The following is a 26,977-nucleotide window of genomic DNA, read 5'->3' on the forward strand; positions in this document are numbered from 1 at the left end:
GGTGCAGCCGACGTGGCAATCCAGGGGTTTTGTTTTTCGTTTGGCTGATGTGGCGGACAGGTAGTCAGAGGATGGAACTGGATTGCCGCGTCGCTACGCTCCTCGCAATGACGGGGTTTGGGGGGGGGCGGGAGGGTTGCGCGGTTGGGGCGGCGAGGGGCGCGGTGTGGGGCGGATGGATTCCAGCGGCGCGTCCGTCATTGCGAGGAGGCGCAGCCGACGTGGCAATCCAGGGGTTTTGTTTTTCGTTTGGCTGATGCGGCGGAAGAAAGTGAGAGGATGGAACTGGATTGCCGCGTCGCTACGCTCCTCGCAATGACGGGGTTTGGGGGATGCGGGATGGTTGCCCGGTTGTGGCGGCGAGGGGCGCGGTGTGGGGCGGATGGATTCCAGCGGCGCGTCCGTCATTGCGAGGAGGCGCAGCCGACGTGGCAATCCAGGGGTTTTGTTTCTCGTTTGGCTGATGCGGCGCACCAGTAGTCAGAGGATGGAACTGGATTGCCGCGTCGCTGCGCTCCTCGCAATGACGGGGTTTGGGGGGGCGGGATGCTTGCGCGGTTGGGGCGACGAGGGGCGCGGTGTGGGCCGACGAGGGGCGCGGTGCGGGCCGACGAGGGGCGCGGGTGGGGCGGATGGATTCCAGCGGCCCGTCCGTCATTGCGAGGAGGCGCAGCCGACGTGGCAATCCAGGGGTTTTGTTTTTCGTTTGGCTGATGCGGCGGAAGAAAGTGAGAGGATGGAACTGGATTGCCGCGTCGCTACGCTCCTCGCAATGACGGGGTTTGGGGGGGCGGGATGCTTGCGCGGTTGGGCCGACGAGGGGCGCGGTGTGGGCCGACGAGGGGCGCGGTGCCGGGCGGATGGATTCCAGCGGCGCGTCCGTCATTGCGAGGAGGCGCAGCCGACGTGGCAATCCAGGGGTTTTGTTTTTCGTTTGGTCGATGCGGCGGAAGAAGGTGAGAGGATGGAACTGGATTGCCGCGTCGCTGCGCTCCTCGCAATGACGGGGTGTGGCGACGAGGGGCGCGGTGCGGAACATGCGGATCCCGGCCCGCACGGGGGTTGCGCGCCAGGCACGGTTGCCGAAAGTATCATGGGAACGCAGCACTGAACCAGGAAGCCTGAGGAAGACGTATGGAACTGACGCCGAGAGAGAAGGACAAGCTGCTCGTTTTTACCGCTGCGCTGCTCGCCGAACGGCGCAAGGCGCGCGGGCTGAAGTTGAACTACCCGGAGGCCGTGGCCCTGATCAGTGCGGCGATCATCGAGGGCGCCCGCGACGGGCGAACGGTCGCCGAGCTGATGAGTTTCGGAACCACCATCCTGGGCCGCGACGAGGTCATGGAAGGCGTGCCGGAAATGATCCACGACATCCAGGTGGAAGCGACCTTCCCGGACGGCACCAAGCTGGTCACCGTTCACCACCCGATCGTCTGAGGAGGGCATCGATGATTCCAGGAGAAATGCACGTCCTGCCCGGCGAGATCGAACTCAACGCCGGCCGGGCAACGCTGCAGCTGAGTGTCGCCAATACCGGCGACCGCCCGATTCAGGTCGGTTCGCACTATCACTTCGCCGAAACCAATGGCGCTCTGGCTTTCGACCGCGCGGCGGCGCGCGGTTTTCGGCTCGACATCGCGGCTGGCACGGCGGTGCGTTTCGAACCGGGGCAGACGCGCAGCGTGCAACTCGTGGCGCTGGCCGGCGCGCGGCGGGTCTATGGTTTCAACGGTCTGGTGATGGGAGCGCTGAAATGAGCGTCAGGATCTCCCGCCAGGCGTACGCGGAAATGTTCGGGCCGACGATCGGCGACCGCGTGCGCCTGGCCGACACCGAGTTGTGGATAGAAGTCGAGGAAGACTTCACCGTTTACGGCGACGAGGTCAAGTTCGGCGGCGGCAAGGTCATTCGTGACGGCATGGGGCAGGGCCAGCTGAGCGCCGCGGAGGTCGCCGATACGGTGATCACCAACGCGCTGATCGTCGACCACTGGGGAATCGTCAAGGCCGACATCGGCATCAAGGGTGGGCGGATCAGCGCCATCGGCAAGGCCGGCAACGCGGACATCCAGCCGGGCGTGACCATCGCCATCGGCGGCAGCACCGAGATCATTGCCGGCGAAGGGATGATCGTCACCGCCGGCGGCATCGACGCGCACATCCATTTCATCTGCCCGCAGCAGATCGACGAAGCGCTGATGTCGGGAATAACGACCATGCTCGGCGGCGGCACGGGCCCGGCGACCGGCACCTACGCGACGACCTGCACGCCGGGGCCGTGGCATATCCAGCGCATGCTCGAAGCCGCCGACGCCTTTCCGATGAATCTCGGTTTCTACGCCAAGGGCAACGTCTCGCTGCCCGAACCCCTGCGCGAGCAGGTGCGCGCCGGCGCCATCGGTCTCAAGCTGCACGAGGACTGGGGGACGACGCCGGCGGCGATCGACAACTGCCTGGCGGTGGCTGAGGAGATGGACGTGCAGGTGGCCATCCACACCGACACGCTCAATGAATCCGGCTTCGTCGAAACGACACTGGCCGCTTTCCGGGGGAGGACGATCCATACCTTCCATACCGAAGGCGCCGGCGGCGGGCACGCGCCGGACATCCTGCGCGCGATCAGTGCGCCCAACGTCCTGCCCTCGTCGACCAACCCGACGCGGCCGTACACGGTGAATACCGTCGACGAGCATCTCGACATGCTGATGGTCTGTCATCACCTGGATCCGGCGATCGCCGAGGACGTTGCTTTCGCCGAGAGCCGTATCCGCCGCGAGACGATCGCCGCCGAGGATATCCTGCACGACCTCGGCGCGCTGTCGATGATGTCGTCGGACTCGCAGGCGATGGGCCGTGTCGGCGAGGTGATCATCCGCACCTGGCAGACGGCGCACAAGATGAAGGTGCAGCGCGGGCATCTGCCGGCGCCGACGGACGCCCAGGCTGCGCGGGCGAGCGCCAACGGCGCCAACGACAATTTCCGTGTCAAGCGCTACCTTGCCAAGTACACCATCAACCCGGCGATCACGCACGGTATCGGCCATCTGGTCGGTTCGATCGCCGTCGGCAAGCTCGCCGACCTGGTCCTCTGGAAACCGGCATTCTTCGGCGTCAAGCCGACGCTGATCGTCAAGGGCGGGATGATCGCCGCAGCGGCGATGGGCGACGCCAACGCCTCGATCCCGACGCCGCAACCGGTGCACTACCGGCCGATGTTCGCTGCCTTCGGGAAGGCCTTGCGGACTTCGGTGACCTTCGTTTCGCAGGCGGCACTGGATAATCCCGAGCTCGCTGCGCTGCAACTCGCCAAGCCGCTGATTGCCGTTCGCGACACCCGTCAGCTGCGCAAGTCGGATATGGTGCACAACGAAGCGACGCCGAAGATCGACGTCGACCCCGAAACCTACGCCGTACGCGCCGATGGCGAGCTGCTGGTCTGCGAGCCGGCGAGCGTCCTGCCGATGGCCCAACGTTACTTCCTTTTCTGAGCCGAACATGCTTTTTGCCGAGTCCTTCGCCGATGACCAGACGCCCGCCAGTGATCGCCTGGTGCTTCCTTACGAGGTGCGCCGCAAGAGCCGGCAGCGGGTGATGCTGGTCAGCGGCGAGGAGCTGGGCTACGTTCTGCCGTCCGGCACCGTGCTCCGGCAGGGCGACCGCCTGCTCACCGGCAACGGCCTGGTCGTCGAGGTTGAAGCGGCCCCGGAAGCATTGCTCGAAGTGCGCACCAGCGACCGCTTGCAGCTCGTCTGCGCGGCCTACCATCTCGGCAACCGGCACGTGCCGGTACAGTTTGGCGAGTGTTTCCTGCGCTTCCAGCCGGATCACGTGCTCGCCGAAATGCTCGTCGGCCTGGGGTGTACGGTCAGCGAGGTCGAGGCGCCGTTCGACCCTGAAGGTGGCGCTTATGGCGCGCACGCGCACGTCGATAGTCATTCCCGGCGACACGGCTATCGTCCGCTGTCCGGCGCGGACGTCAGCGAACCCCACCATCCCGGGCACGGCGCACACCGCTCGCCGGCCAGGATCCACGAGTTCAAGTGAGGCATTGAGTCCTTGAGTCATTGAATCCGACACTGCCGCGTCTGCTCCAGCTCGCCAGTCCGGCGCTGCCGGTCGGCGCTTACACCTATTCGCAAGGCCTCGAGTGGGCGGTCGAAAGCGGTCTGGTGCGCGACCAGGCGAGCGCGCTGGGGTGGATTGCCGCGCTGCTCGAAGAGGGTATCGGTTGCTTCGAGGCGCCGCTCACGGGCCAGTTGCAGCGTGCCTGGGCGGCGGCGGAGCATGCGGAGGTCGAGCGTCTCAACGCCGATTTCGTGGCCAGCCGCGAGTCCTCCGAGCTGCGCGCCGAGACGCTGCAGATGGGCTATTCGCTGCGTCGCCTGCTGCACGAGCTGGACGACCTCGTCTTGCCGCCCGCCTTCGACGCGCTGGCCGAGGTTTCCTTTCCGGTGGGCTGGGCGCTGGCCGCCGACGGCTGGAAAATCCCGCTCGCCGATTCGCTGACCGCGTACCTTTGGTCGTGGTGCGAAAACCAGACCATGGCGGCGCTCAAGGCGGTGCCCCTCGGGCAGGCGGCCGGGCAGCGAATCCTGTTCGCCCTCGGCGGCCGCCTGCCAGGTGTCGTCGAGCGCGCACTTGAATTGCGCGAAGAGCGCTGGAGCAACTTCGCTCCCGGGCTGGCGCTGGCGTGCAGCTGCCACGAAACGCAATACACGAGACTCTTCCGATCATGATAGAAAGGGACCCCAAGATGACCCCACGTCCTGCGCTGCGCATCGGCATCGGCGGCCCGGTCGGTTCCGGCAAGACCGCGCTCACCCTGGCCCTGTGTCTCGCGCTGCGCGACAAATACAGCCTCGGCGTGGTGACCAACGACATCTACACCGCCGAAGACGCGAAGTTCCTGGTCCACCACGCTGCGCTGCCGCAGGCGCGCATTCTCGGTGTCGAGACCGGCGGCTGCCCGCATACCGCGATTCGCGAGGACGCGTCGATCAATCTCGAGGCGGTGGCCCGCCTGACGACGGCCTTTCCGGACATCGAGATCGTCTTCGTCGAGTCCGGCGGCGACAATCTGGCGGCGACCTTCAGCCCCGAACTCTCCGACCTGACGATCTACGTGATCGACGTCGCCGCTGGCGAAAAGATTCCGCGCAAGGGCGGGCCGGGGATTACCAAGTCCGACCTGCTGGTGATCAACAAGACGGATCTGGCTGCGCTGGTTGGTGCCTCGCTGGAAGTCATGGACAGCGACAGCCGGCGCATGCGCGGCGCGCGGCCGTTCGTTTTCAGCAACATGAAGACCGGCGCGGGGCTGGCGGAGATCATCGCCTTCATCGAGTCGCGGGGCTTGCTGGACGCGGCCTGAAGCGCGCCGCCGCCCGAGCGCTCACTCCGGCTTGCGGTAGACCGTCGGTCTGACGGCCGACAGCTGGTCGGTGATGCCGTTCAGCGATTCGGAATGGCCGACGATGAAATGGCCGCCCGGGAGCAGCCGCGGCAGGAGGTTGGCAACGACCTTGCGCTTGGTCGCGGTATCGAAATAAATCATCACGTTGCGCACGAGAATGACGTTGAAGCTGCCGACAGCGGGGCTGATCGGCAGGGTCAGGTTGACCTGTGCGAAGCGGACCTGCTGGCGGATGCGCGGAGCGATCCGGAAAGTCCCCTCGTCGCCGTCTTCGCCGGGCAGGCAGTACTTGCGCCGATAGGCTTCGGGGATGCCTTCGTTGCGGTTGACCGGGTAACAGGCATTGCGCGCCCTGGCCAGCACCTGCGTACTGATGTCCGACCCGAATACCTCCCACGGGGTGTTGGGGAGCACTTCGGCCAGCAGCATGGCGACGCTGTAGGCCTCTTCGCCACTCGAACTGGCGGCGCTCCAGACGCGAAAGCTGCGTCTCGGGCGTTGGCTGCCGAGAATTTCGTCGCGCAGGAAGTCGAAGTGGCGGGCTTCGCGGAAGAAGTAGGTTTCGTTGGTGGTCAGCAGGTCGACCATCGTCTGCTGCTCGTCCGGGTGCTGGCCGCTGCTGACCAGGCGATAGTAGTCGCCGAAGCTGCCGAGCTGGCGCTCCCGGAGGCGCCGCTGCAAGCGACCCACGAGAAGAATCTTCTTGCTGTCGGCCAGGTTGATGCCGGCGAGTCTGTAAATGAGTCGCTGGAAAAGAGCAAACTCCTGGTCGGTGATCGACGCCTGGTCCATCCATACCTCGCTTAGCTTCCGCCGTCAGGCGGCTGGGTCGCCGGTGGCGTTGATTGACGGTGGGCGGGCGTCGGTTGCCGGCGCGGTTCACCCTGTCGGTTTGTCGGCAGCGCTCATCTGCGCCACATGCTCCACCATGACGACGGTTGTGGCAAGTCATGCCCGTCATCGCAGCTCGTGTGCGGGCCAGGGGCGAAAGCTATGGCGCAATTCTTTGTCGAGCTATATCAGCGTGTTATAGAATGCGCCGTGTTTTCTTTTGCGATGGCCCTAAAGAAATGCCGTGAATTGTGCGTTATTCCTCTTGTTGGGCGCGGTGCAGCAAGTATTCTCGTTCCATTCACTGCGGCTTGGCGACAATCAAGCGGCGGGGTGAGGTTGGCGTCAGGAGCCGGGACGGCCTGCAGCCGTAGTCACGATCTGAGCATGGGTCGTGACGCTGGCAAGCGCGAGGCTTTCGTGGCCAGTGTCAATTCAACTATACTGTGGCGCGCTTTACGATACCCGTCAGCGCAGTGTCTTGGGGATTCGCCGCATTCCGTTTCCAGGCCGGCGGCTACAAAGGAGAGGGTCATGGTTTCACGCTTGCATCATCTTATCGGCGCCGCCTTGCGTTGGCTTGCGTTGGGCGCTGTCGGCGCACTTGTCGCGGGTTGCGCGGCCAATTTTCCGCCCGCCCCGGAGGTTGCCGCTTCACCGGATTATCGCTACCTTATCGGGCCTGGCGACAACGTGAATATCATCGTCTGGCGCAACCCCGAGCTTTCCCTGTCGGTTCCCGTCCGTCCGGATGGAATGATTGCCGGTCCCTTGATCGAGGACATGCCGGCAATGGGCAAGACGCCGACGATGCTGGCGCGCGATATGGAGAAGGCTTTGGGGGTCTTCATCCGCGATCCGGTGGTGACCGTTGTGGTGACCGGTTTTGTCGGCAGCCAGAGCGAGCAGATTCGCGTCATCGGCGAGGCGTCCAAGCCGCAGGCCCTTCCGTACCGCCAGAAGATGACCCTGCTTGACGTGATGATTGCGGTTGGCGGCTTGACCGATTTTGCCGATGGCAACGGCGCGACGCTGCTGCGCGCTTCCGACGACAACAAACAGTACAGCGTTCGCCTTCACGATCTGATCCGCCGTGGCGATATTTCGGCCAATGTGGATGTCAAGCCCGGCGATGTGCTGATCATTCCGCAGAGCTGGTTCTGATGGTCGCCGGACGTTTCGCTTGTTTTCTGCTTTGACATTTTTCCCCGCCTGCCGATGACCGTGCACGATGCCGTCGGCAATCCTCAAACCGATACCGATAAAGTCTGAATCCCATGGATGAACTGCTTCGACAAGCGACAACGATATTGCTCGGCATGTGGAAGCGTCGCTGGCTGGGGATCATCGTCGCCTGGGTTGTTGGTCTGGCGAGTGTGGCGGCGGTGCTGGCAATACCTGACAAATACGAGGCTTCGGCACGAATTTTTGTCGATACGCAGTCGATCCTGCGGCCGCTGATGTCCGGGCTGGTGACGCAGCCCAATATCGACCAGCAGGTGATGATGCTGAGCCGCACGCTGATTACGCGACCAAACGTGGAAAAGCTGATCCGCATGGCCGATCTCGATCTCGGCATCCAGTCTAAGGGCGAGCGCGATGCGCTGGCCGAGAACCTGATGTCGTCACTCAAGATCGCCAATACCTCGCGCGATAATATCTACACCATCAACTATCGCGACACCCAGCCAGAGCATGCGAAGCGAGTGGTGCAGTCGCTGGTTTCAATATTTGTCGAATCGAACCTCGGTGACGCGCGCAAGGACTCGGAGTCGGCGCGCAAATTCATCGACGAACAGATCACCACCTACGAGAAGAAGCTCGAGGAGGCGGAGGCCAGGCTGAAGGAGTTCAAGTTGCGCAACCTGGCAACGCAGAGTGCGGAGGGCAAGGACCACTTTGCCCAGATGAGCGAGACCGGTGCGCTCCTCGAGCAGAGCAAACTCGCCTTGCGCGAGGCCGAGCAGTCGCACGAGGCGCTCAAGCGTCACATCCTCGGCGACGAGCCGGCCCTCTTGCCGGCGCCGGTGCAGGAGAATATTTCCGGCGTTTCGATTCCGGAGATCGACAGCCGACTCGACATCATGCAGCGCAATCTGGACGCCATGCTGCAGCGGTTCACGGAAAGGCATCCGGATGTGGTCAGTTCCCGCCGTCTGATCAAGGACCTCGAAGAGCAGAAGCGCGAAGAGATCAAGGCGCGGAGGAAGGTGGCGCTGGCCAGCCCCGCGACTTCGATGTCGACCAATCCGGTGCACCAGCAACTGGCCATTTCCGTATCCGAGGCGGAGGCGAATATTGCCGCCCTGCAGACCCGTGTCGCGGAGTATCAGGCGCGTTACGACCGCATGAAAGAGGCGGTCAAGTTGATGCCGCAGATCGAAGCCGAGTTCGCCCAGCTCAATCGTGACTACGAAATCAACAAGAATAACTACGAGCAACTGGTCAAGCGGCGTGAATCGGCCAATATGGGCAGCGAGATCAACAACACCGTTGGTGTCGATTTCCGTCTGATCGACCCGCCGCGTGTCTCGCCGAAGCCGGTCGCACCGAACCGTACCCTGTTCCTGCCGCTGACCCTGCTGCTGGCCCTGGGGGCCGGCATCGCCGTGACCTTCGCTGCCAGTCAGGTTCGGCCGGTGTTCTTCGATTCGCGCTCGCTACGGGAAACCTGTGGTCTGCCTCTTCTGGGAACCGTGTCCATGCTCACCAATGACGCGACGAAACGTAGCCAGCGCCGCGACTTGATCCGCTTTGCTGCGGCCTGCATCTCGCTGGTCGGTGCCTACGGTGCGGGGCTTCTCGCCTTGTTTCTTTTTTCCGTCCGTACTGCCTGAGGAAAAGCGATGAGCCTCATTGAACAAGCGGCCAAGCGTCTTGCACAGTTGCGCAGCGCGGGTGTGGAAGCCGGCGCTCCCGTCGCCGACGTCGAGCCAGTGCCTCCCGCAGCCGAGGCTGCCGCGCGTGTCGAGGCGGTTGCCGACCTCAAGCGCCAACGTGCCGAGTGGTCGGCAAGCACGGCGCCGGCGGCCAACGCGCCGGCTTCGCGGCGTATCGAGCTCGACCTGCAGGCGCTGGCCGCCAGCGGGCTGATCAGCCCGGATGCGCCACGCTCGCAGATTGCCGATCAGTATCGGGTGATCAAGCGGCCCTTGATTGCCAACGCCATGGGCAAGGGTGCGGCCCCGGTCAAGCGTGGCAACCTGATCATGGTCACCAGCGCGATTTCCGGTGAGGGCAAGAGCTTCTCGGCAATCAATCTGGCGATGAGCATCGCCATGGAGATGGACAACACGGTGATGCTGGTCGACGCCGATTTACCGAAGCCCTCGGTGCTCAAGATGCTTGGTTTGCCGCCGTCGCGCGGCCTGCTCGACGTGCTGACCGACGACTCGGTCGAGTTCTCACAGGTGTTGATGAAGACCAACGTCGAAACACTGACCATTCTGCCGAGCGGTACGCAGCACGCGCGGGCGACCGAACTCCTGGCCAGTGACGCGATGGTCGATCTGCTCGAGGAGATGGCCACACGCTATCCGGATCGGATCATCATCTTCGACTCGCCACCGCTGTTGATGACCACAGAATCGCGCGTGCTGGCCACGCACATGGGACAGGTAGTGGTCGTGGTGAAGGCAGAAAGCACGGTTCGCAGTGACGTCAAGCACGCCCTGGCGGCGATTGAATCGTGCCCGGTGAAAATGATGCTGCTCAACCAGGCTCGCGGCAGCAGTCAGGATGGTTATGGCTATGGCTATGGCTATGGTTATGGCTACGGTTACGGCTACGGTTATGGTTCAGACGGTGCTTGAGGGCAAGGGGGGGGCTCCGCGGGGGCGGCGGCGCCTCGCTGTCGGTGATGGCCAGCTGCGCCAGGCTCGCGTGGTCGCACTGTTGCCGGTCGTCCTGGCCTGTGCCGCGACTCCCCTGCACGCCGAGAACTGGACGATCGTGCCGTCGATCGCGGTCAGCGAGACGCTGACCGACAATGTTTTCCTCTCCTCGTCGTCGAACAAGCAGGGCGATCTGGTGACCGGCATTACGCCGTCTATCTCGATCAACGGACAAGGTGCCCGCGCCAACCTGCGTCTCGACTATGGCCTTACCGAGCAACTCTATCTGCGCGAGAGTAGCCAGAGGAATCGCCAGAATGCGCTGAACGCTGTCGGCACGCTCGAGGCCATCGAGGACTTCTTCTTCATCGACGCCACGGGAAGGATTTCGCAGCAATATCTATCGGCGTTCGGCGCCGTTTCGCCGAGCAACGCCAACGTTGATAGCAACCGAACCGAGACGTCGAGTTACTCTCTGTCGCCTTACCTCAGGGGCAAACTGCTGGGCTGGGCCGATTACCGCTTGCGTTACCAGGCGACGACGACCAGCTCGCAGTCGAACCTGGCGCCGGGGCTGAACTCCAGTCAGTGGACCGGTGGGCTGAACGGCTCGACGCGCTGGAACCACATCACCTGGGCGCTGGATGCGAGCAGCCTGAAGAACGACTACGAGTTTGGTCGCGATTACGATGCAACCCGCTATGACGTGACCGTCGCCTACCGTTTCAATCCGCAGTTTCAGGTATCCCTGCTCGGCGGGCGTGAATCGAACAACTACGCAAGCCTGGACCAGCAGACCAACTTTACGCGGGGTGTCGGTTTTGACTGGACGCCGAGCACGCGTACGCGGCTCAACGCGACCGTGCGCAACCGCTTTTTCGGAACCGGCTGGGATATCAACTTCAGCCATCGGCGGCCACGGTCGATGTTCACTTTTCGCTCCAGCAAGGACGTGTCGCTGCAGCCGCAAGGGGTGGGCAACACCGGGCAAGGCAATAATTACGATGCCTTCTATGCGATCATCGCCGCCACCAATCCGACGTTCACCCCGGCGCAGATCGGTGCGCAGACCGCGCAACTGCTGGTTGATCGAGGTATTCCGGCCGACAGCACGGTGGTCAATGGCTACCTCAACGATCGCCCCCAGGTGCAGAATCTGCAGCAGCTGACGGCGGCCCTGATCGGTTCCCGCAACACCGTCACCTTCACGGCGACGCGCAGCGAGCAGCAGGGTCTGAGTGTCATCAATGGCCTGACCGATGATTATTCAACGCGAGATCGCATTCTGCAGGTCGGCTACGGCATCATCTGGGCGCATCAATTGTCGGGCCTGTCGTCGCTCTCGCTGTCGTTCAATCAGCAGCGGAGCAGCTCGTTCATAACCAGCTCGCCGGAAACCACCACCACCGGTGGATATCTGCTGCTGTCGACCCGCATCACGCCGAAGACCAGCGCCAACATCGGCGCCCGCCGGGTCATTTCCAGCGGCGTCACCAGCTATACCGAGAACGCGCTGACCGGCGCACTTTCCCACAGTTTTTGATCGGTCGTCATGTACGAATCCTTCTACGGCTTGACCAGCAAGCCTTTCCAGCTCAACCCCGACCCAAGCTTCTATTACGCTTCCAAGCAGCACCGGCGGGCGATGGCCTACCTTGAATATGGCCTGAATCAGAACGAGGGCTTCATCGTCGTCACGGGCGAGATCGGTGCCGGAAAGACAACGATCGTGCGCGGTCTGCTCAACGACCTGGACTCGGACAAGGTCGTTGCGGCGCAGCTGGTGAGCACTCAACTCGACGCCGAGGACACGCTGCGCATGGTCGCCGCAGCGTTTGGCGTTGGCGGCAAGAATGTTGGCAAATCGGAGCTGCTGCTGGCTCTGGAAGCTTTTCTGGTCGAGGTGACGGGCCAGGGAAAACGCTGTCTGCTGATCGTCGATGAAGCGCAGAACCTGACCCCGCGTGCGGTCGAGGAGCTGCGCATGCTGTCGAATTTCCAGTTTGGCACGCAGGCCCTGCTGCAGAGTTTCCTGATCGGGCAACCGGAGTTCCGCAAGGTCATGCAGAGCCCGCAAATGAAGCAGTTGCGCCAGCGCGTGATCGCCGCCTGTCACATTGGTCCGATGGCTCAGGACGAAACGCAGGCGTACATCGAGCACCGGCTGAAGTGCGCCGGAGCGCAGGGTTCACCGCATTTTGACGCGGGCGCCTTCGAGGCCATTTTCGAGGCCAGCGGCGGCATTCCGCGGCGCATCAACGCGCATTGCGATCGCCTGCTGTTGTCCGGCTTCCTCGCTGGCAGGAGCGATTTTACCCGTACCGACGTCGAAGAAGTGGCCAGGGAACTCAAGGAAGAAACACAATCGCAATCGGTCATCACGTCGAACAGCCCCGGCGAAGGCGGCGAGAGCGCGGCCCATCCGCAACTGACCGAGAGCGGCATTCTGGATATCGATCTGTCGCGGCTCGATCTCGACGCCAGTACCGCGGAACGTGCGTCGCGCGCCATTGCCGAGCTGAAAAGTGGCCAGGCCGAGCAGCGGATGATACGTATCGAGCGCAGCATCGTTCGTCTCGAACGCAGCAATGCAGCGGTTCTTTCGCTGATTCAGCAACTGGTTGACGCGCTGCGGGTGAAACCATGACGGAGAGTGATCTTGGCTGACGAGCAGTGGCCTGCCGATCTCGGCCCGGTCGTCTGCGTCGTTGGCGCGCGGCCCAATTTCATGAAGATGGCACCGATCCTGCGTGCCTTGTGCGCTCACCAGCCGGCCGTTCCGGCACTGCTCGTGCATACCGGCCAGCACTACGACAAGGACATGAACGACCGTCTGTTCGTCGACCTGCGCCTGCCGCATCCGGATATCAACCTGGAAGTCGGTTCAGGGACGCACGCCATGCAGACGGCCGAGGTCATGAAGCGTTTCGAGCCGGTGCTGGACAGCCATCGGCCGTCGTGCGTCCTGGTGGTCGGCGACGTGAATTCGACGCTCGCCTGCTCGCTGGTCGCGGTCAAGAAAGACGTGCCGGTGGTGCATGTCGAAGCCGGCCTGCGCAGCCACGATCGCGCGATGCCCGAGGAAATCAATCGCCTGCTCACCGACCAGATTGCCGATCGCCTGTACACCACCGAGCGCAGCGCGCTGGCCAACCTGACACGCGAAGGGGTGGCCGAGGAGCGCGTACGCTTCGTCGGCAACGTGATGATCGACTCGCTGCTCTCGAATCTCGATCTGGCGCACCCGCCAGCGCGAACGCTGCACACGGCGGGCATCGACGCGGCGCTGCTCGACGACGCGAATGGCTACGGGGTAGTGACCCTGCACCGGCCCTCCAACGTCGATCGGGTCGACACGCTGCAGCCCCTGCTGGCGGTCCTGCGCGAAGTTTCCGAACAGCTGCCGCTGGTTTTTGCCCTGCATCCGCGGACGCGCGCGAACATCGAGCGTTTCGGCCTGGGCGAGCTGCTGCGTAGCCCGCGCATCGCCCTGCTACCCGCGCAGGGCTACCTGGAAATGCTCGGCCTGATGGCCGGAGCCAAGCTCGTCCTTTCCGATTCCGGAGGGCTGCAGGAGGAAAGCACCGCACTCGGCGTCCCCTGCCTGACGATCCGCGAAAACACCGAGCGTCCGATCACCATCGAGCAGGGCACCAATACCCTGGTCGGTTGCGACCCGCAGGCTATTCGCAAGGGGGTTGCCGAGATTCTTTCCGGCGCGGGCAAGCGCGGTCGCATCCCCGAGTTCTGGGATGGCCAGGCAGCGCCGAGAATCGTCGCTGACCTCGCCGCCTGGCTGCTCGCGCGGCACGCGTTGCGTGCCCGTGCCGCGTAACCAGGACGACAGGCACAAGATGCCCGGCCAGCCGATCACCAACGCGCTGACGATCGACGTCGAAGACTACTTTCAGGTCTCCGCGCTCGCCCCGTACATCCCTCGCGAGCTGTGGGATTCGCGCGAGTGCCGCGTCGAACGGAACGTCGAGCGAATTCTGCTGATGCTCGACGAAGGGCAGACGCGGGCGACCTTCTTCACCCTTGGCTGGGTCGCCGAGCGCTACCCGCAGCTGGTCCGTCGTATCGTCGCCGGCGGGCACGAGCTGGCCAGTCACGGTTACGGCCATCAGCGCGCCAGCGATCTCAGCGAAGCCGAGTTTTCGGCCGATATCGGTGCCGCCAAGAAGTTGCTGGAGGACATCTCCGGAGAAGAGGTCAAGGGCTATCGGGCGCCGAGTTTTTCCATCGGCGAAGGGAATCTCTGGGCCTTCGATTGCCTCGAACGTGCCGGCTATCGCTACAGTTCGAGCATCTATCCGATTCGCCACGACCACTACGGCATGCCCGATGCACCGCGCTTCGCGCACCGCGTGCGCGCCGGACTGCTCGAACTGCCGGTGACCACGCTGCGCTACTTCGACCGTAACTGGCCGGCCAGTGGTGGCGGCTACTTCCGCCTGCTGCCGTATCCACTGTCGCGCTGGCTGCTGGAGAAAGTCAATCAGCGCGATCGTCAGCCGGCGATCTTCTACTTCCACCCCTGGGAAATCGACGCCGACCAACCGCGCGTTGCCGGCATCAGTGCGAAGACCCGCTTTCGTCATTACGTCAATCTGCGGCACACCGAAGGTCGGATCAAGCGCCTGCTCGGCGACTTCCGCTGGGGGCGAATGGACGAGATCTTTCTGGGCCCGGCCGCGCCGCCGCTGACAGTGAACTGATGGACACGAGAATCGAGGAAATTGCCAGGCTGGTCGCGGCCAGCACGCCGCTGGTCGTCAAGACGCTGGATCCTGCCGACCGCGTCGCGGTTCGCCAGTGGGATGCTTTCGTCGACGCCTGTCCGGAAGCCACCTTCTTTCACAAGTCGGGCTGGCAGCAGGTCCTCAAGGAGGTTTTCGCGCATCGTACGCATTTCCTCTACGCCGAGCGTTCCGGCGCCATCGAGGGCGTACTGCCGCTGGCCCAGGTCAAGAGCGTGCTCTTCGGCAATACCCTGGTGTCGCTGCCCTTTGCCGTCTATGGCGGGGTCGCAGCGAACAGCGCGGCGGCGGTCGAGGCGCTGGAAGGCGAAGCGCAGGCGATCGCCACGCGTCTCGGTGTCGACCACCTGGAACTGCGCAACCTGCGCCACCGTCATCCGGACTGGCCGCTGCAGGATCTCTACGTGCGCTTTCGCAAGCCACTCGAACCCGAGGTCGACGACAACCTGCTGGCCATCCCGCGCAAGCAGCGGGCGATGGTTCGCAAGGGGATCAAGAACGGCTTGCGCAGCGAGATCGACCAGGATCTGGGGCGCTTCTTTGCGCTCTACGCCGACAACGTTCATCGCCACGGGACGCCGGCACTCCCCCGGCGCTACTTCGAGACCTTGCAGCGCGTATTTGCTGCCGACTGCGAGGCGCTCACCGTGGTGGACGACAGTGGTCGGCCGCTGAGTGTCGTCTTGAGTTTCTATTTTCGCGACGAAGTGCTGCCGTACTACGCCGGCGACGATGTCTCGGCGCGCCAGCTGGCGGCCAACGATTTCAAGTACTGGGAGTTGATGCGCCGCTCCTGCGAGCGCGGGCTGAAGATTTTCGACTATGGCCGCAGCAAGCAGGGTACCGGCTCGTATTCCTTCAAGAAAAACTGGGGCTTCGAACCGCAACCGCTGTTTTATGAGCATTGCCTGTACCGCCGCGATTCCATCCCGCAAAACAACCCCTCCAACGCCAAGTACCAAATGCTGATCAAGACCTGGCGGCGCATGCCGATTGGCCTCGCCAACTGGCTTGGGCCATTCATCGTGCGCAACCTGGGTTAGCCGTTCAGGGGAAGCGGTGCTGCGCTGCGTACGCGCATCGAAGACCGCTGCCCTCGACGCCTTCGATGCCTTCGATGACTCCTGAGTGTTCCTGCCTGTTGAAAGCCACTTCATGAACCAAGCCGAACCGCGTCCGACCTCCCTTGCAGCAGATCCGGCCTGGCGCGTTGCTCTCCCCGCCCTGATTCTGACCCTGCTCGTCATCCTGCTGCTCTTTCGCGAGACGGCGCTGGCCATGGCCGTTATCTGGGAGCGTTCCGATACCTATGCGCACGGCTTCATCGTGCCGCCGATCACCTTGTGGCTGATCTGGCGGATACGTTCCAGTCTCGCCGTCTTGGCGCCCAGGTACAGCTTTCTGGCGGTGCTCCTGTTTGCCGGCGCCGGCTTTGTCTGGCTGCTGGGAGAGGTGGCTGCAGTCAATGCACTTTCCCAGTTTGCGCTGGTGGCGATGCTGATTCTGGCCGTGCCTGCGGTCCTCGGCTGGGGAGTCGCACGGCGTGTTGCCTTTCCGCTGCTCTACCTCTTCTTCGCGGTGCCCTTTGGCGACTTTGCGATGCCCATGCTTATGGAATGGACGGCGCATTTCACCATTCTCGGCTTGCGCGTCTCGGGCATTCCCGTGCATGCCGAAGGCCTGCGCTTCGTCATTCCCACGGGCAGCTGGTCGGTGGTCGAGGCCTGTAGTGGCGTTCGCTATCTGATCGCTTCGGTGACCGTCGGGACGCTGTTCGCCTACCTCACCTATCGCTCGCTGACGCGGCGCCTGGTTTTCGTTCTGGTTTCCTTCCTGGTTCCGATTGTTGCCAACTGGATGCGGGCCTACATGATCGTCATGATCGGCCATCTGTCGGGGAACAAGCTGGCGGTCGGCGTCGACCATCTGATCTACGGCTGGGCGTTCTTCGGTATCGTCATTCTGGTCATGTTCTGGGTCGGTGCGCGCTGGCGCGAGGATGAAGTCGAGGCCGAGCCGCAGGCGACGGTGCGCACCGCGGCGCCCGCCGTCGCGGCGACGTCGGCGTCGCTGGCCGCCGCCGTGGCTACCGTCGTGGTGGCAGGATTGTGGACCTTCGCGCAATGGCAGATCGCCGAGCGTCGGGCGCCGCAGATCGGCCAGACCGCACCGCTCGGCTCGATTGCTGGCTGGCAGATGACGCATCCCGGTGTGCATGCCTGGCAGCCCAGCTTCGAGAATTACGCGGCGAGCACACTCGCCACCTTCGCCAAGGACGGTCGTGAGGTCGGCGTCTTCCTCGCCTATTACCGAAACCAGGACGAGCAGCGGAAACTGGTCAGTTCCAACAATGCACTGGTCAGGAGCGACGATTCGCAATGGGTCGTGGTGGGCCACGGAACGCGGGAAATCTCGTTCAACGCGCAGGACATCAAGGTGCGCACAGCCTTGTTGCGCGGACACCCGCCGGCACGGATGATCGTCTGGCAGTGGTACTGGGTCAACGGGCGCTGGACGGCCAGCGACGCCATGGCCAAGGCCTACCTTGCACTGTCGCGCCTGACCGGCAATGGCGACGATTCCGCGCTGATCGTCCTCTACACGCCGCTGGACGGCGCTGGCGCCGGGGCCGGCGAGGCCTCGCTCGATGACTTCGTGCGCAGCGCCGGACCGGCAGTCGATGCTGCACTACGGCAGACCATGGACGCTCAGTGAGGCACGCCGCGGACCAGCGTCCGCTGGTCGCCCATGTGGTCTTCCGTTTCGACGTCGGCGGCCTCGAGAATGGTGTCGTCAATCTGATCAACCACATGCCGCGCGAGGCGTATCGTCACGCGGTGATTTCCCTGACCGAGATCACCGATTTCAAGCGGCGCATCGTTCGCGACGATGTCAGCTTCATTGCCCTGGCCAAACCGCCCGGTCACACGCTGTGGATCTACCCGCAGCTGTGGCGGCTGTTGCGCCGTTTGCGTCCGGCCATCGTGCACAGTCGCAACCTCGCGGCGCTGGAAGTGAGCGTCCCTGCCTGGGCGGCAGGCGTGCCGGTGCGTATCCATGGCGAGCACGGCCGCGATATCGGCGACCTCGACGGTTTGAACCGGAAAAACCAGTGGCTGCGCCGCTTTTATCGCCCATTCGTGAGCCATTACATAGCGCTGTCGCGTGATCTCGAAGATTATCTGACTTTGCGGGTCGGCATGTCGCCGGCTCGCGTTGCGCAGATATACAACGGCGTCGACGTGCAGCGTTTCCATCCGCTCGCTCAGCGCCAGGCGATTGCCGGCTGCCCGTTTACCGACCCGGGATGCTGGCTGGTCGGTAGCGTGGGGCGTATGCAGCAGGTCAAGGATCAGACGACATTGGCGCAGGCTTTCATCCGGGTGCTGGCCACCTTTCCCGAGCTGAGGAGCCGTCTGCGCCTGGTGATGATCGGTGCGGGCCCGTTGCGCGCGCAGGCGCAGGCGATGCTCGAAGAGGCCGGCGTCGCAGACCTGGCGTGGTTGCCCGGACAACGCGACGATATTCCCGAAATTCTGCGCGGCCTGGACTGCTTCGTCCTGCCATCACTGGCCGAAGGGATCTCGAATACCATCCTCGAAGCGATGGCCAGCGGCCTGCCGGTGATCGCGACCGATGTCGGCGGCAACGCCGAGCTGATCGAAGCGGGCCGTTCCGGCGAGCTGGTCGCGGTTTCCGATCCGCAGGCGATGGCGCAGCAGATCGCCCGCTACGCGCAGGATGCGCCGCAGGCACGTGCCGCCGGCCTGGCGGGGCGGGCCAGGGTGGAAAATGAATTCAGCCTGCAGGCGATGAGCCGGAGTTACCAGAATCTCTACGACCGGCTGCTGAGCGCGCGTGCCGGTCAGGCGGGCGGCAAGGCTTTGCTGCACCCCTAGGCGAAAACCCCAACAAGAGCGACAAGGAAACTGACCCAAGAATATGTGCGGAATAACCGGAATTTTTGATACCCGTGGCCGGCGTGACATCGATCGCCGCGTGCTCTCGCGAATGAACGAGTCGCAACACCATCGTGGCCCCGACGAAGGTGGCCTGCACGTGGAGCCGGGCGTCGGCCTGGGCCATCGCCGGCTGTCGATCATCGACCTGTCCACCGGGCAGCAGCCGCTCTACAACGAGGATCAGAGTGTCTGCGTGGTGTTCAATGGCGAAATCTACAACTACCAGGAACTGATTCCCGAACTGCAGGCACTGGGCCACGTTTTCCACACGCGCAGTGATACCGAGGTCATTGTCCACGCCTGGGAAGCCTGGGGCGAAGACTGCGTGCACCGCTTTCGCGGCATGTTTGCCTTTGCGCTCTGGGATCGCAATCGCGAGACGCTGTTCCTGGCGCGCGACCGGCTGGCCGTCAAGCCGCTCTTCTACGCCTTGCTCGCCGATGGCAGCTTTCTCTTCGGCTCCGAGCTCAAGTCACTGCTCGCGCACGGCGGACTGGCGCGCGATATCGATCCGCTGGCCGTCGAGGAGTACTTCGCCCTCGGCTACGTCGCCGAACCGCGGACGATCTTTCGTCAGGCCCGGAAGCTGCCGCCGGCGCACATGCTCAGCGTCCGTCGCGGGCAGCCGCTGGCCGAGCCGAAAGCCTACTGGGACGTGCGCTTCAGCCTCGATCAGCCGGTGGACGTCGAGGAGGCCTGCGCGCAACTCAACGACAGGCTGCGCGAGTCGATTCGCCTGCGCATGATCTCGGAAGTGCCGCTTGGCGCTTTCCTGTCCGGCGGCGTCGATTCGAGCGCCGTCGTCGCGGTGATGGCCGGGCTGTCGGCCGAGCCGGTCAATACCTGCTCGATTGCCTTCGACGACCCGGCCTTCAACGAAGCTGCCTTTGCCCAGCAGGTGGCCGACCACTACCGCACCAACCACCACTGCGAGCTGGTCGCCAGCGACGATTTCGATCTCATCGACACCCTGGCCCGGCTCTACGACGAACCCTATGCCGACAGCTCGGCGATCCCCACCTACCGCGTTTGCCAGCTGGCGCGCAAGCACGTGACGGTGGCGCTTTCGGGCGATGGCGGCGACGAGACCTTCGGCGGTTACCGGCGTTATCGAATGCACCTGATGGAAGAGCGGTTGCGTGCGGCGTTGCCGCACGGCGTGCGCCGGCGCATCTTTGGCCTCCTCGGGCGGGTTTATCCGAAAGCCGACTGGGCGCCGCGCATGTTTCGCGCCAAGACCACTTTCGAAGGCATGGCCCGAACTTCGGTCGAAGCCTATTTTCATTCCGTGTCGATCCTGCGCGGGCCGATGCGCACGCAGCTGTTCAGCGCCGCTTTCCGGCGCGAACTGGCCGGCTACAGCGCCGAGGAAGTCTTTCGCAGCCATGCCGGAAAGGCCAACACCGACGATCCGCTGGCGCTGATCCAGTACCTCGACCTGAAGACCTACCTGGTCGGCGACATCAACACCAAGGTCGACCGCGCCAGCATGGCGCACTCGCTCGAAGTGCGCGAGCCGCTGATGGATCACGAACTGGTCGAATGGATGGCGACGCAGTCCTCTTCACTCAAGGTGCGCGGGCAGGAAGGCAAGTTCCTGCTCAAGAAGGCGCTCGAGCCCAGCCTGCCGCAGGACATCCTCTATCGCCCGAAAATGGGCTTTGCCGTTCCCCTGGCACGCTGGTTCCGCGGTCCATTGCGCGAACGCGTCCGCGAGGCGGTGCTCGGTCCGCGTCTGGCCGAAACCGGCTGGTTCAACCAGGACTATCTGCGCCATCTCGTCGATGCCCATCAGTCGGGCGTGCGCGACTACAGCTCGCCGCTGTGGACGGTGCTCATGTTCGAAGCCTTCCTGCGCAATGTGCTCGACGCGCCAGTGAGCGATCCGGCGCTGGTCACGGGTCTGCAGGCACCGGCATGAGCTTGCGCATCCTGCACGTCTTCGACCATTCGCTGCCACTGCACAGCGGCTACAGCTTTCGCTCGCTGGCCATCCTGCGCGAACAGCGCGCGCTCGGCTGGCAGACCGTCCATCTCACGACACCCAAGCAGGGCGCCGGCCCGGCGCTGCACGAGGAGGTCGACGGCTGGTCTTTCCAGCGCACGCCGAGCGTCGAGGGCGTTGGTCTGCTGGCCCAGATGCGCCTGACTGCGGCCCGCCTCGATCAGCTCATCGGGGAGACCCGGCCGGACCTGATCCACGCCCATTCGCCGGTGCTCAACGCCCTGCCGAGTCTCTGGGTCGGACGTCGTCGGCGGCTGCCGGTGGTCTATGAAATGCGCGCCTCGTGGGAGGATGCGGCGGTCGATCACGGCACGACGGTGGAGGGCAGTCTGCGTTATCGCGCGTCGCGTGCCCTGGAAAGCCTGGCCCTGCGCCGCGCCGATCAGGTGACGACGATCTGTGAAGGGCTGCGCCGCGACATCGCCGGGCGCGGTATCGCGGCCGAGCGCATCACGGTGATCCCCAATGCGGTGGATGTCGGCCTGTTTCAGTTCGCTGTCCAGGCGGATGCCACGCTACGCCGCTCGCTGGGACTCGACGGCGCGACGGTGCTTGGCTTTGCCGGCTCGTTCTACGGCTATGAAGGTCTCGATCTGCTGATCGAGGCGGCTCGCCAGATGCTTCCCCGGCATCCGCAGCTGCGTCTGCTGCTCGTCGGTGGCGGCCCGCAGGAGGCCAATCTGAAGGCGCAGGCGCTGGCCGCCGGGCTGCACGATCGCGTCATCTTTACCGGCCGCGTCGCGCATGCCGACGTGCAACGCTATTATGAGCTGATCGACGTGCTCGCCTATCCGCGCCTGCCGATCCGGCTGACCGAGCTGGTCACCCCGCTGAAGCCCCTGGAGGCGATGGCGCAGGGAAGGATGTTCGTCGCTTCCGACGTCGGCGGTCACCGCGAGCTGGTTCGCCACGGCGAGACCGGCTTCCTGTTTCCGGCCGGCGATCCCGCGGCGCTGGCGGCGGCGCTCGATGACCTTCTCGCCAAACGCTCGCAGTGGCCGCAGATTGCTGCCCAGGCGCGCCGCTTTGTCGAGGTCGAACGGACCTGGGCGAGCAGCGTTGCCCGCTATCGGGAGGTCTACCGCCGGGCGCTGGCCGGCGCTGGACGCGCTCAGTCCGCTCCCGCCATCTGACTCGGAGTCGCCATTGTGTGTGGTATTCACGGTATCTATCGTTTTGACGGTCTGAGTGTCGAGCCGCGCATGCTGTCGAGCATGGGCGATCGTATCCGGCACCGCGGTCCCGACGACGAAGGCAGTCATGTCGATGGCCCGTGCGGGATCGGCATGCGCCGCTTGTCGATCATCGACCTGGCGGGTGGTCACCAGCCGCTGTCGAATGCCGACGGCACCCTGTGGCTGGTGTGCAACGGCGAAATCTACAACTTCCGCGAGTTGCGCAGCGAGCTGCAGGGCAAGGGCTATCGCTTCAAGACCGGATCCGATTCCGAGGTGCTCCTGCACCTCTACGATGCGGAGGGCGACGACTTCGTTCTTCGCCTCAACGGGATGTTCGACTTCGCGCTCTGGGATGCGCGTCGGCGGCGCTTGCTGATCGGTCGTGACCGGCTAGGCGTGAAGCCGCTGTACGTCCTGCAGGACTGGCAACGCCTGGCCTTCGCCAGTGAAGCCAAGGCGCTGCTGGCCTTGCCCGGGGTGAGTGCCGAACTCAACCGCGAGGTCGTCGCCGATTACCTGCATCTGGGCTACGTCGCCGCGCCCGGGTGCATCTTCAAGGGAATCCGCAAGCTGCCTCCGGCCACCCTGCTCGCCGTCGAGGACGGTGAAGTGCGCGAGTGGCGCTACTGGCGGCTGCCCGAGCAGATCGTCAGCGGCCTTTCCGAGAGCCAGTGGATCGAGCGCGTCCAGGTCCAGCTCGACGAGTCGGTGCGCATGCAGATGGTCAGCGACGTGCCGATCGGTGCCTTTCTCTCCGGCGGTGTCGACTCGAGCGCCGTGGTCGGCTTGATGGCTCGCCATTCCGAGCAACCGATCCGCACCTACGCCATTGGCTTTTCCGGCGGCGAAGCCGAGGCGCTGTACAACGAGCTGCCCTATGCGCGCCAGGTGGCCAAGCTGTTCGCCACCAACCATCGCGAGATCGTCGTCCAGCCCGACGTCGTTGCGCTGTTGCCCAAGCTGCTCTGGCATATGGACGAACCGCTGTCGGATACCGCTTTCATCACCACCTATCTGGTCTCCGCGTTTGCCCGCGAGGACGTCAAGGTGATCCTCTCGGGCGTCGGCGGCGATGAGCTCTTTGGCGGTTACCGACGCTATCTCGGTGGTCACTACGCCAGGCGCTACCGCCGCTGGCCGGGCTGGTTGCGGCGCATGGCGAGCTACGCTGCGCGGCGCCTGCCGACCGACCGGCATTCCGGCATGCTGAACAATCTGCGCCTGGCCAAGGGTTTCATGGCCAGCGCCGAAATGAGTTCCGACGAACGCTATCGGAGCTACCTGCAGGTCCTCAGTCGCCGCCACGTTTCCGCCTTGTTGCTCGAGGAGTCGGCGGCCGGCCCCTCGGATAGCCTGGCGCGTGCTTTCGCGGCGGCCGGCAACGAGGACGAGCTGAACCGGATGTTTGCCGTCGATGCCGAGACGCAGCTCCCCGACGACCTCCTGCTGCTGACCGACAAGATGAGCATGGCGGTCTCGCTCGAATGCCGGGTGCCGCTGCTCGACCATCAGCTGGTCGAGCTGGCGGCGGCCATGCCGGCTTCGATCAAGGTTCGCGACGGCCGCCTCAAACACCTGCTCAAGGCGTCGCTCGCCGATCTGCTGCCGGACGAGATCCTCAACCGCAAGAAGCGTGGCTTCGGCACGCCGATGGGCGCCTGGCTGAAGCGTGAGCTGGCTCCCCTGCTGAAGCGGCTGCTCGCCGCCGACGTGGTGCAGGCGCGCGGCCTGTTCAATCAGGGGGTGGTCAATCGGCTGATCGCCGATCATCAGGCCAACCGCATCGATGGTACCGACATCCTGCTGGCGATGATGAATCTGGAAATCTGGAGCCGGATATTCCTCGATCGTCGCGATCCCGCCGATGTCGCCGAAGAACTCAAGAGCTACGTTGCATGAACATCCTCTATATCTGTCACCGCTTTCCGTTTCCGCCCAAGCGTGGCGGCAAGATCCGACCCTTCAACATGATCCGCCACCTGTCGGCGAGTGGCCACCGCGTGACCGTCTGCTCGCTCGCGCGCTCGCCGGAGGAGGCTGCGGAAGGGCAGGGGATCGCCGCCCATTGCGCGGCTTTCGAAGTGGCGCAGGTGTCCGCTCCGCTGCAGGCGCTGCGCATGGTCGCCCGGCTGCCGCTGGCGACGCCTTCGTCGATGGGTTTCTTTTTCTCGCCGTCCCTGCAGGCGAGCGTGCAGCGCCTGCTCGGCGCGCAGAAATGGGATCTGATTTTCGTTCATTGCTCGTCCGTCGCCCAGTATGTGGAGCACGTTCGCGACGTGCCGAAGATTCTCGACTTCGGCGACATGGACTCGCAGAAGTGGCTCGAGTACGCCAATTACAAGCCTTTCCCGCTGTCGCTTGGCTATCGCCTCGAGGGCACCAAGATGCTCGCTGCCGAGAAGCGTCTGGCGCAGCGCTTCGACCTGTGTACGGCGACCACGCGTGCCGAGTGGGAGACCCTCGAAAGCTATCGCACCGGTGTGCCTACGGACTGGTTTCCGAACGGCGTTGACGCCGATTTCTTCTGCCCGACCGACGAGGCCTACGACGCCGACACGTTGAGCTTCATCGGGCGCATGGACTACTACCCGAATCAGGAGTGCATGGCGCGCTTCTGCACGCAGATCTGGCCAGCACTGAAGTCGCACCGGCCGCAGCTCAAGTTGCTCATCGTCGGCGCCGATCCGTCTCCCGAAATGCGCAAGCTCGGCGACCTGCCCGGGGTCACGGTCACCGGCTCGGTGCCGGACGTGCGTCCCTTCGTGCGTCGCTCGGCGTTGATGGTCGCGCCGCTGAATATCGCCCGCGGCACGCAGAACAAGATTCTCGAGGCCATGGCCATGGGCGTGCCGGTGGTCACCAGCCGCGTCGCTGCCGGTGGTGTCGATGCCGAGTCCGTGACACACTTCCTTGTCGCGGATACTCCCCAGGAATATTCTGACGCCATCCTGCGGATCCTGGATGATCCGGCGGAACGGCAGCGATTGGCGCTCGCCGGGCGGCAGCGCATGCTGAGCAATCATGCCTGGCCGCACTCGATGGAGAGGCTCGATCGGATCATCGATCGCGGCGTCGGGAACTTTTGGGAAAGCAAAGGAAAACTCGCATGAAGATCAGCATTTTCGGTTTGGGCTACGTTGGGGCTGTCTCGCTGGCGTGTCTGACGCGTGACGGCCATGAGGTGATCGGCGTCGATATCGACGCCACCAAGCTCGATCTGATCATGGCCGGAAAAACGCCGGTGGTCGAAGAGGGGATGGTCGACCTGATGGCCGCTGCCGCGGCCAGCGGCCGTGTCGCGGTGACCACAGACGCCCAGCGCGCAGTGCTCGACAGCGAGATTTCCCTGGTCTGCGTCGGTACGCCTTCGGCCGCCAACGGCAGCCAGGATCAGGGCGCAATCCTGCGCCTGGCGGAAGAAATGGGCCGGGCGATTGCCGGCAAGAGCGCGCCGCACATCGTCGTCCTGCGTTCGACGCTGGTCCCGGGTACGGTCGAGGATGTGCTGCGTCCGATCATCGAGAAGCATTCGGGCAAGAAGGACGGTGAAGGCTTCTTCCTCTGCTTCCAGCCCGAGTTCCTGCGTGAGGGGTCGTCGATTCGCGACTACGACAAGCCGCCGTTCACCGTCGTCGGCGCCAATCATGCCTACCCCGTCGAGCGCCTGCGCGAGCTCTTCGGCAAGCTGCCGTGCCGCTTCATCGAGACCTCGGTGCGCTCGGCAGAGATGATGAAGTATTGCTGCAACAACTTTCACGCCCTCAAGATCACCTTCGCCAACGAAACTGCGCGGCTCTGCGAAGCCCTGGGCGTCGAGCCTTTCGAGGTCATGGACCTGATCTGCCAGGACCACCAGCTCAATATCTCGCCGGCCTATCTCAAGCCCGGATTCGCTTTCGGCGGTTCGTGTCTGCCGAAGGACCTGCGCGCCACCACCTATCTGGCGAAGATGCACGACGTCGAGATTCCCATGCTGGCCGGCATCATGCAGTCCAATCGCAATCACCTCGATCTGGCGCTGCGCAAGCTGCTGGCGCTCGGCAAGCGCAAGATCGGTTTCGTCGGCCTGTCGTTCAAGACCGGCACCGACGACCTGCGCGAGAGCCCGTTGGTGACGCTGGCCGAACAGCTGATCGGCAAGGGAATGCAACTCACGATCTACGATCCCGAAGTCCACCTGGCAAGCCTCCTGGGCGCCAACCGCAGCTTCATCGAGCGTCACCTGCCGCACATCGGCGAGATGATGCGCGCCGATCTGGAAGGGGTCATCGCCGAGTCCGAGGTGCTCGTCGTCGGGCTGTCGACGCCCGAAGTCGCCGCGACGCTGGCTCGACTGTGCCGTCCCGAGCAGGTGTTGCTCGATCTGGTCAATCTGCCCCGGGGCGAAGCGATCGCCGCCCGGGTCGATGGCCTCTGCTGGTAGGAGCCGCGAGCGTGTCGGACGCTGTTCGCTTCTGGCGGCGCGGGGTGTGGGTCAGCCTGGCCGCCTTGCTGCTGGCCTTGCTGTCGCTGGCCCCCTACTTCACCAGTTCGACCGAAATGGTGCGCATGCGGCACGCCCTCCTGCTCGCCGATTCTGGCGCTCGTGGCCAGCGCGGCGAAACCGACTTCAACTGGACGCCGGCGAACGTTCCGGCCGACTTCATGCTCGAGCGCGGGGCACCCTACCCGGAGTTTGCCGACGTCGTCGATCGTCTCGGGCTGAAGGAGATGTCTTCGGACTGGGAGCGGGCGCTGGCCATCAGCCGGCACCTGCTCGGATCGAGTCCGGTCCTGTCGGGCGGCGCGATTCAGGCGGACCTGCGGCAAACCCACCGCAGCATCGTCACCCAGGGACAAGGCTACTGCGGCGATTTCGTGCGCGCTTTCGTCGGGCTGGCCATCGCTGCCGGCCTTCCGGTACGCGCCTGGGCCTTTTCCTTCGACGGTTTCGGTGGCCATGGCCACACCTGGCCGGAGATCTGGAACCGGCAACTGGGTCGCTGGCAACTGGTGG

22 protein-coding genes and 1 pseudogene are annotated in these 26,977 nt (G+C 64.2%); 22 read left to right on the forward strand and 1 reads right to left on the reverse strand.

What is annotated here, in order from left to right:
* Positions 1 to 1,134: 1,134 nt before the first annotated feature.
* The 6 genes from QZ634_RS19570 to ureG are packed head-to-tail and all read left to right on the forward strand — an operon-like array spanning position 1,135 to position 5,370.
* Positions 1,135 to 1,437 (forward strand): urease subunit gamma, encoded by a 303-nt coding sequence (locus tag QZ634_RS19570; protein ID WP_043566894.1) that lies wholly within the window; start codon positions 1,135 to 1,137, stop codon positions 1,435 to 1,437.
* Between the two features lie 11 nt (positions 1,438 to 1,448).
* Positions 1,449 to 1,757 carry an urease subunit beta gene (locus QZ634_RS19575; RefSeq protein ID WP_291991179.1) on the forward strand — a complete coding sequence of 103 codons (309 nt, stop codon included), beginning with the start codon at positions 1,449 to 1,451 and terminating at the stop codon, positions 1,755 to 1,757.
* The gene (gene ureC / locus QZ634_RS19580) at positions 1,754 to 3,487 is read left to right on the forward strand and encodes an urease subunit alpha (protein ID WP_291991180.1); all 1,734 of its coding nucleotides are present in this window, start codon (positions 1,754 to 1,756) and stop codon (positions 3,485 to 3,487) included. The genes QZ634_RS19575 and ureC overlap by 4 nt, the downstream gene beginning before the upstream one ends.
* A gap of 7 nt (positions 3,488 to 3,494) precedes the next feature.
* A complete protein-coding gene (ureE, locus tag QZ634_RS19585; protein WP_291991181.1) occupies positions 3,495 to 4,043 on the forward strand; it encodes an urease accessory protein UreE in 549 nt (182 codons plus the stop codon).
* 20 nt (positions 4,044 to 4,063) lie between these two features.
* Positions 4,064 to 4,735, forward strand: a complete 672-nt coding sequence (locus tag QZ634_RS19590) for an urease accessory protein UreF (RefSeq protein WP_291991182.1) — start codon at positions 4,064 to 4,066, stop codon at positions 4,733 to 4,735.
* Between the two features lie 17 nt (positions 4,736 to 4,752).
* On the forward strand, positions 4,753 to 5,370 hold the full coding sequence (gene ureG / locus QZ634_RS19595; protein ID WP_291991183.1) for an urease accessory protein UreG: 618 nt from the start codon (positions 4,753 to 4,755) through the stop codon (positions 5,368 to 5,370).
* Positions 5,371 to 5,391: 21 nt separating this feature from the next.
* Here ureG and QZ634_RS19600 read toward each other — a convergent pair whose 3' ends face one another.
* The gene (locus QZ634_RS19600) at positions 5,392 to 6,204 is read right to left on the reverse strand and encodes a protein-glutamate O-methyltransferase CheR (RefSeq protein WP_291991184.1); all 813 of its coding nucleotides are present in this window, start codon (positions 6,202 to 6,204) and stop codon (positions 5,392 to 5,394) included.
* A gap of 573 nt (positions 6,205 to 6,777) precedes the next feature.
* Between QZ634_RS19600 and QZ634_RS19605 the strand changes: the two genes are divergently transcribed.
* The 16 genes and pseudogenes from QZ634_RS19605 to QZ634_RS19680 all read left to right on the forward strand — a co-directional run.
* Positions 6,778 to 7,407, forward strand: coding sequence for an XrtA/PEP-CTERM system exopolysaccharide export protein (locus tag QZ634_RS19605; RefSeq protein WP_291991243.1), 630 nt, complete (start codon positions 6,778 to 6,780; stop codon positions 7,405 to 7,407).
* A gap of 113 nt (positions 7,408 to 7,520) precedes the next feature.
* The gene (locus QZ634_RS19610) at positions 7,521 to 9,080 is read left to right on the forward strand and encodes an XrtA system polysaccharide chain length determinant (protein WP_291991185.1); all 1,560 of its coding nucleotides are present in this window, start codon (positions 7,521 to 7,523) and stop codon (positions 9,078 to 9,080) included.
* 9 nt (positions 9,081 to 9,089) lie between these two features.
* Positions 9,090 to 10,055 carry an XrtA-associated tyrosine autokinase gene (locus tag QZ634_RS19615; protein WP_291991186.1) on the forward strand — a complete coding sequence of 322 codons (966 nt, stop codon included), beginning with the start codon at positions 9,090 to 9,092 and terminating at the stop codon, positions 10,053 to 10,055.
* Positions 10,012 to 11,619, forward strand: coding sequence for a TIGR03016 family PEP-CTERM system-associated outer membrane protein (locus QZ634_RS19620; RefSeq protein WP_291991187.1), 1,608 nt, complete (start codon positions 10,012 to 10,014; stop codon positions 11,617 to 11,619). The genes QZ634_RS19615 and QZ634_RS19620 overlap by 44 nt, the downstream gene beginning before the upstream one ends.
* Before the next feature lie 9 nt (positions 11,620 to 11,628).
* Complete coding sequence (locus tag QZ634_RS19625) at positions 11,629 to 12,723, forward strand: XrtA/PEP-CTERM system-associated ATPase (RefSeq protein ID WP_291991188.1); 1,095 nt, start codon at positions 11,629 to 11,631, stop codon at positions 12,721 to 12,723.
* A 12-nt stretch (positions 12,724 to 12,735) separates the two neighbouring features.
* Positions 12,736 to 13,911: a UDP-N-acetylglucosamine 2-epimerase (non-hydrolyzing) gene (gene wecB, locus QZ634_RS19630; RefSeq protein ID WP_291991189.1), complete on the forward strand. Its 1,176-nt coding sequence runs from the start codon at positions 12,736 to 12,738 to the stop codon at positions 13,909 to 13,911.
* Between the two features lie 19 nt (positions 13,912 to 13,930).
* Positions 13,931 to 14,794 (forward strand): XrtA system polysaccharide deacetylase, encoded by an 864-nt coding sequence (locus tag QZ634_RS19635; RefSeq protein WP_291991244.1) that lies wholly within the window; start codon positions 13,931 to 13,933, stop codon positions 14,792 to 14,794.
* Positions 14,794 to 15,879 (forward strand): FemAB family XrtA/PEP-CTERM system-associated protein, encoded by a 1,086-nt coding sequence (locus tag QZ634_RS19640; protein ID WP_291991190.1) that lies wholly within the window; start codon positions 14,794 to 14,796, stop codon positions 15,877 to 15,879. The genes QZ634_RS19635 and QZ634_RS19640 overlap by 1 nt, the downstream gene beginning before the upstream one ends.
* A 112-nt stretch (positions 15,880 to 15,991) precedes the next feature.
* Positions 15,992 to 17,551, forward strand: coding sequence for an exosortase A (xrtA, locus tag QZ634_RS19645; protein ID WP_291991191.1), 1,560 nt, complete (start codon positions 15,992 to 15,994; stop codon positions 17,549 to 17,551).
* Positions 17,548 to 18,735 (forward strand): TIGR03088 family PEP-CTERM/XrtA system glycosyltransferase, encoded by a 1,188-nt coding sequence (locus QZ634_RS19650; RefSeq protein WP_291991192.1) that lies wholly within the window; start codon positions 17,548 to 17,550, stop codon positions 18,733 to 18,735. Before xrtA ends, QZ634_RS19650 begins: the two co-directional genes overlap by 4 nt.
* Before the next feature lie 43 nt (positions 18,736 to 18,778).
* Positions 18,779 to 20,719 carry an XrtA/PEP-CTERM system amidotransferase gene (locus QZ634_RS19655; protein WP_291991193.1) on the forward strand — a complete coding sequence of 647 codons (1,941 nt, stop codon included), beginning with the start codon at positions 18,779 to 18,781 and terminating at the stop codon, positions 20,717 to 20,719.
* Positions 20,716 to 21,936, forward strand: a complete 1,221-nt coding sequence (locus tag QZ634_RS19660; RefSeq protein ID WP_291991194.1) for a TIGR04063 family PEP-CTERM/XrtA system glycosyltransferase — start codon at positions 20,716 to 20,718, stop codon at positions 21,934 to 21,936. Before QZ634_RS19655 ends, QZ634_RS19660 begins: the two co-directional genes overlap by 4 nt.
* A gap of 15 nt (positions 21,937 to 21,951) precedes the next feature.
* Complete coding sequence (gene asnB, locus QZ634_RS19665; protein WP_291991195.1) at positions 21,952 to 23,880, forward strand: asparagine synthase (glutamine-hydrolyzing); 1,929 nt, start codon at positions 21,952 to 21,954, stop codon at positions 23,878 to 23,880.
* Positions 23,877 to 25,091 carry a TIGR03087 family PEP-CTERM/XrtA system glycosyltransferase gene (locus tag QZ634_RS19670; RefSeq protein ID WP_291991196.1) on the forward strand — a complete coding sequence of 405 codons (1,215 nt, stop codon included), beginning with the start codon at positions 23,877 to 23,879 and terminating at the stop codon, positions 25,089 to 25,091. Before asnB ends, QZ634_RS19670 begins: the two co-directional genes overlap by 4 nt.
* Positions 25,088 to 26,404, forward strand: a complete 1,317-nt coding sequence (locus QZ634_RS19675; RefSeq protein ID WP_291991197.1) for a nucleotide sugar dehydrogenase — start codon at positions 25,088 to 25,090, stop codon at positions 26,402 to 26,404. The genes QZ634_RS19670 and QZ634_RS19675 overlap by 4 nt, the downstream gene beginning before the upstream one ends.
* Before the next feature lie 287 nt (positions 26,405 to 26,691).
* A pseudogene (locus QZ634_RS19680) lies at positions 26,692 to 26,958 on the forward strand (transglutaminase domain-containing protein); the annotation flags it as partial.
* Positions 26,959 to 26,977 lie beyond the last annotated feature (19 nt).

The organism is Candidatus Accumulibacter sp. ACC007 (assembly GCF_907163205.1).
In the GTDB taxonomy this organism is placed as follows: Bacteria; Pseudomonadota; Gammaproteobacteria; order Burkholderiales; family Rhodocyclaceae; genus Accumulibacter; species Accumulibacter regalis.